This is a genomic window from Streptococcus sp. A25 (assembly GCF_043674095.1).
GTDB classification, from domain to species: domain Bacteria; phylum Bacillota; class Bacilli; order Lactobacillales; family Streptococcaceae; genus Streptococcus; species Streptococcus suis_V.
Genome location: NZ_JBIMJO010000012.1, coordinates 41,108 through 53,267 on the forward strand (window position 1 = coordinate 41,108; position 12,160 = coordinate 53,267).

Genomic DNA, 12,160 nt, shown 5'->3' on the forward strand with positions numbered 1-12,160 from the left:
TTGGTTGGGCTGGCTAGGGATTTTGGTGAATCTGATTATGGGAGCTTTCTTGGCCTTCTTAGTAGGTTATACACTTTTTTCCATAGGCAAAGGCAATCTAGTGTTCATTCTCATTTTCAATCTCTTTCTTATTCCAACTACCTTATTTTGGTTTTGGCGGACCAGTCGCCTGTTCAAAAAAATGTGGCAGACCACCCTTTATTATCTTGATAACAAATCTTAGCATCAGCCTTGCTGATGTTTTTTCAACTGTGTTTTAAGGAAAAGATTGGTTGTTTTGTGCTATAATAGACCCTATGAGAATTGTATCAGGAAACTACGGCGGACGGCTCCTCAGGACCTTAGATGGCAAGACGACACGACCGACTTCGGACAAGGTTCGTGGAGCCATGTTCAATATGATTGGTCCCTATTTTGAAGGTGGGCGAGTGCTGGATTTGTATGCTGGTAGCGGTGGCTTGTCCATTGAGGCAGTATCTCGGGGCATGGATGAGGCGGTCTTGGTCGAACGTGATCGCAAGGCCCAGGCCATTATCCGAGAAAATATAGTCATGACCAAGGAGGAAGGTAAGTTCCGTCTCTTGCCCACGGAGGCCCGTCAGGCCTTGACTCAACTGGAAGGAGTCTTTGACCTGGTCTTTCTGGATCCGCCCTATGCGGAGCAGGAGATTGAGGCAATGGTCATTGAACTCTGCCAGCGAAAACTTCTGTCTGAGGATGTCATGGTGGTCTGCGAGACGGATAAATCTGTCACACTTCCTGAAGAAATCGCAGAGCTGGGCATCTGGAAGGAAAAAGTCTACGGAATAAGTAAGGTAACAGTCTATGTCAGATAAAATTGGAATGTTTACAGGCTCCTTTGATCCCATTACCAAGGGACATTTGGACATTATCGAACGGGCCAGTAGCCTTTTTGACAGGCTTTATGTGGGGATTTTTTACAATCCCAATAAAAATGGTCTCTTTACTGGTCAAGAGCGACTGGACTTATTGGAGAAGGTCTTTGCCAAAGATGAGAAGATCCAGGTCTTTCTAGCGGGTCAAGAGCTGGTGGTCGATGCAGCTCATGAACGGGGAGTGACCCATATTGTCCGCGGTTTGCGCAATGGAATTGATATGGAATATGAGGCCAATTTTGATTATTTCAATCGCCAGTTGGCCCCAGACTTGGAGACGGTATATTTGATTTCCAAGCCGGAATACCGCAATATTTCGTCCAGCCAAATCCGTGAACTGATAGCCTACAAGCAGGATATTAGTCCTTATGTGCCCGAGCTTGTTAGTAAGGAAATAGAAAAACATGAAAAAAAATAAAGGTCTCATTTTAATTTTATCTATCATTTTAGGAGTACTCTTGCTCTGGTTTACGGTCTTTGTTCCCCTGCCCTATTATATCGAGAGTCCTGGCGGAGCTATGGATGTGCAACAGGTCCTGACGGTTAATGAGGAAGAGGACAAGAAGGACGGTTCTTATGAGTTTACCTATGTCTCTGTTCAGCAGGCAACGGCTCTGCAGCTGCTCTTTGCCCAATTTGATCCCTATGCGGATATTACTTCGGCTGAGGAGATGACGGGAGGAGCAGACAGCGAGGAATATTTCCGGATTGCGCAATTTTACATGGAAACTTCGCAGAATATGGCCAAATACCAGGGATTAACCCTGGCCAAAAAAGATGTTGAAATGGATTTCTTTGGGGTCTATGTGCTTGATTTGGCGGAGAATTCGACCTTTAAGGACGTTCTCAAGATTGCGGATACGGTTGTCAGTATCAATGGCAAGACCTTTGAGTCGTCGCCTGATTTGATTAAGTATGTCAGCGGTTTGGAACTGGGCAGTCCTGTGACGGTGGGCTATGTGACAAACGGTCAGGAAAAATCAGCTGACGGTAAGATTATCAAGCTGGTCAATGGAAAAAATGGTATCGGAATTACCCTGGTGGACCACACAGAGGTCAAGTCCTCAGTACCTATTGACTTCCAGACGGGCAATATCGGCGGTCCTAGTGCAGGTCTCATGTTCACTTTGGCTATCTATACCCAGCTGGCTGAGCCAGATTTAAGGGATGGCCGGACCATTGCAGGAACGGGAACCATTGAGCAGGACGGCAAGGTCGGCGACATTGGCGGGGCGGACAAGAAGGTCCTTTCTGCTGCCAAGGCCGGTGCCAGCATCTTTTTTGTTCCTAATAATCCTGTGGATAAGGAAATCCTAAAAGAAGATCCAGATGCCAAGACCAACTATGAGGAGGCCAAGGAGGCTGTAGAGAAAGCGGGAGTAGACATCGAGGTCGTACCTGTCAAAACAGTCCAAGATGCCATTGATTATTTGAAAAAATAGAGTTTGTGGAGTAACCTAGTTGCTCCTTTTTTCTTAAAATTGTCAGAAATTTCTTTGAAAACTGATAGGAGGAGCATTCCTGTTAAAATCATGGTATAATGGTAAGGTTAGAATGTATGAGAAACCAATAGAATGGAGGCCCAATGAAAAAAGAAATTACACCAGAAATGTATAACTACAACAAGTATCCTGGTCCTAGTTTTGCTCGGGTTGGGGACAAGGTTGTCTCTGAAAATATCGAGTTGGACTTGCTAGAAAATCACAAGGATGCCTTTGACCAGACCATTTTTGGTCAACGCTTTTCCCAGCTTATGCTCAAGTTTGACTATATTGTGGGCGACTGGGGCAATGAACAATTGCGTCTCAAGGGATTCTACAAGGATGATAAGACGGTCAAGTCTGACTTGAAAATCGGTCGCTTGGATGACTATCTGACCGAGTTTTGTAATTTTGGTTGTGCTTATTTTGTCTTGGAAAATCCAAATCCACAGGAGCTGCCTGAAGAGGTGGAGGACAGACCACGTCGTAAGCGGAGCCGGTCTCGTAACCGCAATCGCAACCAGCAGCGGACGGAGCCTATTTCCCATAAGGAACAGCAAAAGGCTCAACCGGAGAAGAAGGGGCGGGACAATCGTGCCAAGTCCAACAGGAATGACCGCAAGAAGGGGGCACGCCAGGATAAGGTGGCTGACCAGTCTCGGCACTTTACGGTCCACCATGATAAGAAAGCTGGCAAGCAGGCGCCCAAGCAGGAGCGTAGACAAGCATCGGATGCCAAAGAGACCAAGCGTAGTTTTGTCATCCGTCAGAAGTAGGGAGAAACATGAAACCATCAATTTATTCATTTAGCCAGGCCAATTTGGTGGACTGGATTTTAGAAAATGGCGAGAAGAAATTCCGCGCAACTCAGATTTGGGAGTGGCTCTACCGTTCGCGGGTCCAGTCCTTTGAAGAGATGACCAATTTGCCCAAATCTTTGATTGAAAAACTGGAGGAGAACTTTGTTGTCAATCCTTTGAAACAGCGGATTGTGCAGGAGTCAAAAGACGGTACGATTAAATACCTATTCGAGTTGCCAGACGGCATGCTGATTGAGACGGTGCTCATGCGTCAGCACTACGGTTTGTCTGTCTGTGTGACGACCCAGGTCGGCTGTAATATCGGATGTACCTTCTGTGCCTCTGGTCTCATACCCAAGCAACGGGACTTGACCAGTGGTGAAATTGTGGCTCAAATCATGCTGGTGCAGAAATATTTGGACGAACGTGGACAGAGTGAACGTGTCAGCCATATCGTGGTCATGGGGATTGGTGAGCCACTGGACAACTATGACAATGTCATGACTTTTTTACGTGTAGTCAATGATGACAAGGGGCTGGCTATCGGTGCCCGTCACATTACTGTGTCGACGTCTGGCTTGGCACCAAAAATCAAGGATTTTGCCCGCGAAGGCGTTCAGGTCAATCTGGCCGTGTCCCTTCACGCGCCAAATAATGACCTACGTTCCAGCATCATGCGCATCAACCGTAAGTACCCTATTGAGGTTTTGTTTGAGGCGATTGAGGATTATATCCAAACGACCAACCGTCGCGTGACCTTCGAGTACATCATGCTCAATGAAGTGAATGACGGTTTGGAACAGGCTCAGGAATTGGCAGACTTGACCAAGAATATCCGCAAATTGTCCTATATCAACCTGATTCCTTACAATCCGGTATCTGAGCATGACCAGTACAGCCGGTCGACCCGTGAGCGGACCCTTGCCTTCTTTGACCTGCTTAAGAAAAATGGGGTCAACTGTGTCGTTCGTCAAGAGCATGGTACGGATATTGATGCCGCTTGTGGTCAGCTGCGTTCCAATACGCTCAAGAAAGACCGTGAAAAGGCGCGTGCCCGCATCGCTGCAGCCAAGGCCAAGGCAGGTATTCAGGCATGAGAAGATTATTCCTCAGTGACGGCAATTTGACTGGTCTTGGAAGAAAGATATACAAAATCTTAGCTGGAGCCTATGCTCTGGCTATTGTTTTCATGTGTTTCCTCCCGCAGTCCTGGTACCCCCAGTACAAGGATTTTTCCACTCCGGGCATCATCCAGGTCGGGCGCCTCTATTTTCTGCCGGTTCCCTTTAATAGCATCGTCAACGGTGACAAGGTCGACAGTCTGGCGGATTTGGGCTGGATTTTCCTGCAAAATGCCACCAATATTTTCCTGCTCTTTCCTCTCGTTTTGGCTCTTGTTTTTCTTTTTGAAAAATGGCGGAGCCTTCGAGCAGCTGCCCTCTATAGTTTTTGTATCAGCTTCTTCATTGAGTGCACCCAACTTTTGTTGGATCTTCTGATTGATGCCGGCCGTGTCTTTGAAATTGATGACCTCTGGACCAATACGCTGGGTGGGGTGTTGGCTTACCTGTTCTATCGGTTCTGGTACCGTATCTATAAGCAGAAGAAATAAAATGAATGATTATTCGGATTTTTCAGAAAATTCCGCAAAAACCATTGACTGCTTTCATATAATCTTGTAAAATATGTATAATTAATCAAATGACTTACGGGATTTGGTTAGTGGATGAAATAATGATGGGATTCCTTGAATATTCGTGCATGTTTATTCGTCTTGTTTCATAGAAAAACCTCACTGTTTAGCTGTTACAGTGAGGTTTTTTTCTGTGTTTCAAGTGATTTATTTCCAAAAATCGTCAAATACCGTAATCGGTAGGTGGCGTTTGTGTTCTGTTTTTTTCCACCAGCCTTCGATGATTTCTTGGGCTTGGATGTCGATGGTTTTTCCCTCTAGATAATCATCAATCTGATCATAGGTCACGCCGAGGGCTACTTCATCTGCCAGACCGGGCTTGTTTTCCTCCAAATCAGCCGTAGGAACTTTATCATAGAGTTTGCGGTCGGCACCGAGAGCCGCTAAGAGCTGCTTGCCTTGACGCTTGTTGAGGCGGAAGAGCGGCAGAATGTCTGCACCGCCGTCGCCATGCTTGGTGAAAAAGCCTGTAATATTTTCTGCGGCATGGTCGGTTCCGACCACGGCACCCTTGCGTTCGCCAGCGACAGCATATTGGGCAATCATCCGCATGCGGGCCTTGGCATTTCCCTTGTTAAAATCAGATATTGGCAGGCCAGTCGCTTTGACGGCCTCCGCCATAGCATCTGTCGCATCCTTGATATTGATGGTCAGGCTGACATCTGGCTGAATGAAAGCAAGAGCGGCTTGGGCGTCGGATTCATCAGCCTGAACGCCATAAGGGAGACGAATCGCTATGAATTGGTAGTCCTCATCTCCTGTCTCAGCCCGCATTTCTTCCATGGTTAATTGGGCCAGACGACCAGCAAGGGTGGAATCTTGACCGCCAGAAATGCCCAGAACATAGGTTTTTAGAAAGGGATTTTTTTTTAGGTAATCCTTGAGAAATTGGATAGATGTGCGGCTTTCTTCTTGTGGATCAATTTTGGGCTTGACGCCCAGCTGTTGGATAATCGTTTTTTGTAAGGTCATAGGAGCCTCTCTTAGATAGATTTTGCTTGACTTTGCTTGCGAATGCGGTGGATGAGGTCCATCTTGTTATCCCAGACATCTTGGGCAAGGTCGACAGGGTAGAGCTGTGGATTGAGTACGCGCTTGTATTCGTCCCAGAGTTGGTCAATTTCTTGGTTGGCATAGGATTGAATATCCGCCAAACTTGGTAATTCATAGACCTGCTTGCCTTCTTCAAAAATAGGAACCAAGAGCGGACGAGCCTCAAAATTCTCAATCGTCTTTTTGATATAGGTGTAGGTCGGGTGGAACATGTAGATGCTGTCCATCTTGGTCACATCTGTGTCGGCAAAAGTAATATAATCGCCTTCTGACTTGCCTTTTTCCTTAGAAGTAATACGCCAAACCTGTTTTTTACCCGGGGTAGACACTTTTTCTGCGTTGGACGATAGTTTGATTGTGTCACGCATGACTCCATTTTCCTCTTCGATGGCAACAATCTTGTAGACAGCACCGAGAGCTGGTTGGTCGTAGGCTGTAATCAATTTTGTTCCGACACCCCAGACATCAATTTTAGCCTTCTGCATCTTGAGGTTGAGGATGGTATTTTCATCCAAGTCGTTAGAAGCGTAAATCTTGGCTTCAGTAAAACCAGCGTCGTCCAGCTGTTGACGGACTTTTTTAGAAATGTAGGCCATGTCACCAGAGTCAATACGAACACCTTTGAAATTGATTTTGTCGCCCATTTCCTTGGCGACACGGATAGCGGCTGGCACACCAATACGGAGGGTATCGTAGGTATCGACCAAGAAAACGCAATCCTTATGAGTCTCTGCATAGGCCTTGAAGGCTTGATAATCGTCGCCATAGGTTTGAACCAAGGCATGAGCATGGGTACCAGCTACAGGAATGCCAAATATTTTGCCGGCTCGGACGTTGGAAGTGGCTGAAGCACCACCGATAAAGGCTGCGCGTGTTCCCCAGATGGCTGCATCCATTTCTTGGGCCCGGCGTGTCCCGAATTCCATCAAGGGTTCGTCCTCGATAACGGCTTTAATGCGACGGGCCTTGGTAGCAATCAAGGTCTGGTAGTTGACGATATTCAAAATAGCCGTTTCAATCAATTGGCACTGAGCCAGCGGTCCCTCAACCTGCATAATCGGTTCATTGGCGTATACCAAATCCCCTTCCTTGGCTGAACGAAGGCTCAACTTCATCTCTAAATTGGCTAAATAATCCAGAAAATCCTCTGGATAGCCCAATTCGGTCAAGTAGTCAATATCTGTCTGGCTAAAGGTCAGGTTGTTAAGATAGTGGACAACCCGCTCTAGCCCTGCAAAGACTGCGTAGCCATTTTCAAAGGGTTGCTTACGGAAATACACTTCAAAAACCGCCCTTTTATTGTGAATGTTTTGCTTGAAGTAGACCTGCATCATATTGATTTGATAGAGGTCGGTGTGCATGGTCAGGCTGTCGTCTGTATATAGAGTCATGGTATTCTCCTTTGCTAACAATAATATCATTATAACAAAAAAAATCGGGAAAACCCGATTTAAAGAACAATAGTCACCAAAATACTGGCCAAAAAGAGGAAGGGGACATAGGGCAGGGACCGAGATTTAAAGATGTAGAAGATAGCCAGACCCAGGAGGGAGCTGATTTGGACAATCCAGAGAATTTCGGTAAAGCCAAAAAGCAGGGATAGGCTGGCTAGATAGAGGAAGTCGCCTGAGCCGATAGACTTGGACATTTTTTCTGTCACAAAGGCTAGGACCAAAAAGCCACAGAAGAGCCAATTGAGTTGGGACAAGATTAGGGCTACAAGGGTAAAGACCAACCAGACCATGAAGGGATATTCCTGGTGTTTGATGTCATAAATAGTCAAGACCAGGCCGCCAAGGACCAGCACCATTTCCATAAGGGAAAGGACTTGAAAATGGCAGAGCAGGACCAAGAGACCAGACAAGACTTCCAGTCCCAGATACCAATAAGGGATTTTGGCTCTGCAGTAGCGGCATTTGGATTTGGTCAGGACTTGGGAAACAATGGGAATCAAATCCCAGGCCTTGAGCCTACGCTTGCAGGCATTGCAGTGACTAGAGGGTGCGATAATGGACTGTTCAGGGAAACGGTCTATGACCAATCCCAAGAAGGAGCCGATAGAAGCTCCAAGGAAAAATAGGATAATTGTCTTCATACCTATTTATTCGCAAATGGGAGAGGAAAATGTGATATTTTTTTATTTTTTTTTACAAAATTTCGATGGTACTCTGGACAATACCAAAGGTAATGAGAGAATTTCGTATTTTTGCTTTGGTCTTGTCTGCTACAGCAGGATTTGTTAGTGTCACCGTCACCGTCGCACAATGGTCATATCCATCCATGGTCCAGACATTTAGCTGAGTGATTTCGTGAACATTTTCAAGAGCCAGGAGGACTCCTTTAACTTCTTCAAGATTTACTCCTTGCGGACTGGTTTCAAGTAAAATCTTAACATTGTTCCAAGCTTTTGGCAGGGCTTTGGAGAGGATGAAGATAGCAATACCGAGTGAGAGTAATGGGTCTAGAAAGTACCAATCAGTAAATTGAAGAATGATGGAAACAAGGATGACCGCCAGCCATCCCAAAATATCCTCTAAAAAGTGCAAGCTGAGAATGGATTCATTATGGCTATGGCCATTTTTTACAATACGGGAAGCGAGTAAATTGATGATGATAGCGATAATGCCGAGGACCAACATCCCATCCTGATTGACAGGGTTGGGATGGAAAAGATTGGGAATGTTTTCTACAAGGATCAAGCTGGAGCCGATAATCAGAATACTAGAAGTCAAGAGAGCGGCCAAAATATTCCATCTCTTGTAGCCAAAGGGATAAACCCTATCAGCAGGCTTGTTGGCATAGGTTTGCATGATGGCAGAGCTTCCGATGGCGAGGGCGTCACCCAAATCATGAACAGCATCTGCTAAGATGGCGCTAGAACCAAAGAGCCAGCCAAAGATAAACTCGATGATAGAAAAGCTAAGATTGAGGAGAAAAGCGATAAATGTATTTTTAGAAGATGACATGAGATTCCCTTTCTGTGTTATACTGTTTATAGGTTTATTATGTACTGTAATGAGCCAAAAAACTAGAAACAAGAGAAACGGTTTGTCTTTTTCTGAACAAATTGTTTGAAATGTACGAAAAATGGATAGACGAATTGCAAAAACAAAAAGAGCTATTTTTCAGGCTTTTTTGACCTTATTAAATGATAAAGGTTATGATGACATGCGCGTGCAGGATGTTATTGACCTGGCAGATGTGGGGCGTTCCACTTTCTATGCCCACTATGCCAGTAAAGAGGCTCTTTTGGAAGAACTTTGTCATGACCTCTTTCACCACTTATTTACAGGTCGTGAAGATGCGGATGTGAAGACTTTGTTGGCTCATATTTTCAAACACTTTCGGACCAATCAAGATCGTGTTGCCAGCCTTTTGTTGTCCCGCAATGCCTATTTTCTAAGAGAACTGGAAGCGGAGCTGAAACACGACATTTTTCCAAAAGTGGTTGAAGACTACATGCAGGACAAGGGGAATCTTCCAGAGGATTTGCTGGTGCATTTTGTTGTGACCACTTTTGTGGAGACGGTCAGCTGGTGGTTGCAGCAACGCAAAAAGGTGGACGAAGCCACCTTGACCGAATATTATGTAAGATTATTAGCTTAAGGAGTGAAAATGCTTAGACCTTTACACATGGCCCATGCCTTTTTAGATGAGATTTTAACAGACCAGGACCTAGCGGTCGATGCGACGATGGGAAATGGTCATGACACGCTATTTTTAGCCCAACGAGCAGGAAAAGTTGTGGCCTTTGATATTCAGGAACAAGCCCTGGCCACAACGGCTGAAAAACTAGAAAAAGCTGGCTTGACCAATGCCCAATTGGTTTTGACAGGGCACGAAAACCTAGACAAGTATGTGGAGGAATGCAAGGCAGCAATTTTCAATCTGGGCTATCTTCCTTCGGCGGATAAGTCAGTTATTACCCTGCCTGCAACCACCCTTCAAGCTATTGAAAAAGTTCTTGACAGACTGGTGGTTGGTGGTCGCCTAGCCATCATGATTTATTATGGACATGAGGGTGGGGCGGTTGAGAAGGATGCTGTCTTAGACTTTGTCAGCCAGCTAGACCAGACCGTCTTTACAGCCATGCTCTACAAACCGCTCAACCAAGTCAACACTCCACCGTTTTTGGTCATGGTGGAACGGATGAAGTAGTTTAGTGCTATCCTACTGAGAAAGCGGAGGTGATTTTATCAGTCATACATTTATCTTGATACTCTTATTGATTCTATTGATTGTGTCCAATACCCTTTATAGGCTCAATCCAAAACTGCCCCTGCCCTTTGTCCAGCTGCTCTTGGGGGTCCTGGTCGGTGCCTTGTTTGGTGACGAGACTGTGGGGATTGACGCCGGGCTTTTCCTGGCCCTGGTCATTGCTCCCCTCAACTTCCGTGAGGGACAGGAGAGTGATATTGAGAGTTTGAAGCGACATAAGTCCACTATTGCTTACTTGATTTTTCCTCTGGTCTTTTTGACCACTCTGGCTATTGGTGGTTTGGCAGGATATCTTCTCCCAGTGGAAATTCCCCTGCCACTTAGCTTTGCCCTGGGAGCTGCCTTAGCTCCGACGGATGCGGTGGCCTTTCTGGCCTTGTCCAAACGCTTTAAGTTTCCCAAGAAGTTAGAAGAAATCCTGACCCTGGAAGGCTTGCTCAACGACGCGAGTGGCCTGGTTGCCTTCCAATTTGCCATCCTGGCCTTGACGACCGGGACCTTTTCCCTCCTGCAGGCCAGTGGGCAATTGGTCTGGGTTTTGCTTGCTGGTGCCCTTGTTGGCTTGCTCTTTGTATTCTTGCACCGAGCGGCCGTTTCTATTCTGGAAAAATTAGATGCGGCTGATGTTGCTGGGGTCCTATTGCTGGAAATTTCCTTGCCTCTCTTGGCCTATATAGTAGCTAGTTATCTAGGGGGGTCAGGCATTATCGCCGTCGTGATTGCTGGTCTTTTCCAGTCCAAGCAATTGAAGAAAATGTCCCTCTTTGATGCGCGTGTTGATCGAGTGACGTTTATTATCTGGGAGACTCTGAGCTTTATTCTCAATGGCTTTGTCTTTATCATTTTTGGTTATGAATTTACCCGGATTGTCCAGCCGGCCTTGAAGAATCCCTTCATCAGTAATGCTTGGCTGATGACAACGGTCTTGGTCTTGACTGCCAGTCTCTTTCTAGTTCGCTTTGTGGGTATTTTCCTGTTGAAATTAGTCAAGAAATCTGGCGATTACCAACTTAAGAACCTGCTTATCTTGACCTTTTCTGGAATGAAGGGTTCGGTTTCCATAGCAACCATTCTCCTGCTGCCAGAAGTAGATCAGACAACCTACAGTCTCATCCTCTTTACGGTCGGCATGGTTACCCTCTTTAGTTTCCTGACCGGTCTCCTTGTCCTGCCCCTTTTAGCAGAACCTCGAACAGAGGCGACCATCCCAGAAGGTCCCGCACGCTTGGCGATTTTGAAGGAAGTGATTGATCTCTTGGAAATGGATGTGGAGCATGCCAACAATCCTAGTACTATCTATGCAGTTATCGGTCAATACTATAAGCGGATGGAAAATCTGCAACGCCAGCTCATTCCTGTGGAGCGACGACGTGAAGTTGCCAAATTACGCTTGAAAATCCTAGAAATTGAACGAGCTGGTCTTGAAAAACGGTTTGAAGAGGGCCTGTTGGATATGTCTTCCTACCGGATTTACCAATCCTATCTCAGCGAAATGGAGCAGGACATCAACCGAGACTTGGTAGCTACCTGGACCTATCTCTTTATGATTGGTCGCCGGGTCCTGGCCAAGTGGTACCATGAATGGGTGGAATTGGTGAAAAACAAGGGACGACGGATGAAAGCTGACAATCAACATGGTCATCCAGACCTGTCAGATTTGTTTATTGCAAATACGGTTGATATCATTGCCTTCCTTAATAGTTGCCAGTCAAACTATCCCAAGGACTATCTGACTATTCTCAAGCGCTACCGGGTCTACCAGTCCCAGCTTGTCTTGGCAGGGGTTCGAGTAGAAGACCTGATTGGTCGTCTCAAGCCGGATAATTTGGAGGATTTGCTGCGAGGATTTTACTTGGAAAGGAAGATTGTGGCGGAATACGAGGCAGATCAGCTCATTTCCAATCAGGTTGCCAAGGATCTTCGCCGCAATATCAACCAGCTGGAAAGCTACAGTTTACGGGAATTTGATTCATTTTAATAGTGGGCTCGTAAGCTAATTCAAATAAACAGCAAAAAACC

The 12,160-nt window shown here is 45.9% G+C and carries 13 protein-coding genes; 9 read left to right on the top strand and 4 right to left on the bottom strand.

Annotated elements, in window-relative coordinates; translation table 11 throughout:
• The first annotated feature begins 296 nt into the window (after window positions 1–296).
• From rsmD to ACHBID_RS06740, 6 genes are all read left to right on the top strand, one after another.
• Window positions 297–836 (top strand): 16S rRNA (guanine(966)-N(2))-methyltransferase RsmD, encoded by a 540-nt coding sequence (gene rsmD / locus ACHBID_RS06715; RefSeq protein WP_105123531.1) that lies wholly within the window; start codon window positions 297–299, stop codon window positions 834–836.
• On the top strand, window positions 826–1,314 hold the full coding sequence (gene coaD, locus ACHBID_RS06720; protein ID WP_105160600.1) for a pantetheine-phosphate adenylyltransferase: 489 nt from the start codon (window positions 826–828) through the stop codon (window positions 1,312–1,314). Before rsmD ends, coaD begins: the two co-directional genes overlap by 11 nt.
• Window positions 1,301–2,338, top strand: a complete 1,038-nt coding sequence (locus tag ACHBID_RS06725; protein WP_105160599.1) for a SepM family pheromone-processing serine protease — start codon at window positions 1,301–1,303, stop codon at window positions 2,336–2,338. Before coaD ends, ACHBID_RS06725 begins: the two co-directional genes overlap by 14 nt.
• Window positions 2,339–2,481: 143 nt before the next feature.
• Window positions 2,482–3,153, top strand: coding sequence for a YutD family protein (locus ACHBID_RS06730; protein ID WP_105123533.1), 672 nt, complete (start codon window positions 2,482–2,484; stop codon window positions 3,151–3,153).
• A gap of 8 nt (window positions 3,154–3,161) precedes the next feature.
• Window positions 3,162–4,274, top strand: coding sequence for a 23S rRNA (adenine(2503)-C(2))-methyltransferase RlmN (gene rlmN / locus ACHBID_RS06735; protein ID WP_105123534.1), 1,113 nt, complete (start codon window positions 3,162–3,164; stop codon window positions 4,272–4,274).
• Window positions 4,271–4,789 (top strand): VanZ family protein, encoded by a 519-nt coding sequence (locus ACHBID_RS06740; protein WP_105160598.1) that lies wholly within the window; start codon window positions 4,271–4,273, stop codon window positions 4,787–4,789. Before rlmN ends, ACHBID_RS06740 begins: the two co-directional genes overlap by 4 nt.
• Before the next feature lie 228 nt (window positions 4,790–5,017).
• Here the strand turns inward: ACHBID_RS06740 and nadE are convergent, their stop codons facing one another.
• From nadE to ACHBID_RS06760, 4 genes are read right to left on the bottom strand one after another with little or no spacing between them, the layout of a single operon-like run.
• Complete coding sequence (gene nadE / locus ACHBID_RS06745) at window positions 5,018–5,842, bottom strand: ammonia-dependent NAD(+) synthetase (protein WP_105160597.1); 825 nt, start codon at window positions 5,840–5,842, stop codon at window positions 5,018–5,020.
• An 11-nt stretch (window positions 5,843–5,853) separates the two neighbouring features.
• A complete protein-coding gene (locus ACHBID_RS06750; protein ID WP_105160596.1) occupies window positions 5,854–7,314 on the bottom strand; it encodes a nicotinate phosphoribosyltransferase in 1,461 nt (486 codons plus the stop codon).
• 59 nt (window positions 7,315–7,373) lie between these two features.
• Window positions 7,374–8,018 carry an A24 family peptidase gene (locus ACHBID_RS06755; protein ID WP_105160595.1) on the bottom strand — a complete coding sequence of 215 codons (645 nt, stop codon included), beginning with the start codon at window positions 8,016–8,018 and terminating at the stop codon, window positions 7,374–7,376.
• 52 nt (window positions 8,019–8,070) lie between these two features.
• Window positions 8,071–8,889, bottom strand: a complete 819-nt coding sequence (locus ACHBID_RS06760) for a cation diffusion facilitator family transporter (protein WP_105160594.1) — start codon at window positions 8,887–8,889, stop codon at window positions 8,071–8,073.
• A 121-nt stretch (window positions 8,890–9,010) separates the two neighbouring features.
• Between ACHBID_RS06760 and ACHBID_RS06765 the strand changes: the two genes are divergently transcribed.
• From ACHBID_RS06765 to ACHBID_RS06775, 3 genes are read left to right on the top strand one after another with little or no spacing between them, the layout of a single operon-like run.
• Window positions 9,011–9,529: a TetR/AcrR family transcriptional regulator gene (locus ACHBID_RS06765; protein WP_024378110.1), complete on the top strand. Its 519-nt coding sequence runs from the start codon at window positions 9,011–9,013 to the stop codon at window positions 9,527–9,529.
• Window positions 9,530–9,538: 9 nt separating this feature from the next.
• A complete protein-coding gene (locus tag ACHBID_RS06770) occupies window positions 9,539–10,081 on the top strand; it encodes a class I SAM-dependent methyltransferase (protein ID WP_105160593.1) in 543 nt (180 codons plus the stop codon).
• A 37-nt stretch (window positions 10,082–10,118) separates the two neighbouring features.
• Window positions 10,119–12,119, top strand: a complete 2,001-nt coding sequence (locus ACHBID_RS06775; protein WP_105160592.1) for a sodium:proton antiporter — start codon at window positions 10,119–10,121, stop codon at window positions 12,117–12,119.
• The last annotated feature ends 41 nt before the right edge of the window (window positions 12,120–12,160 follow it).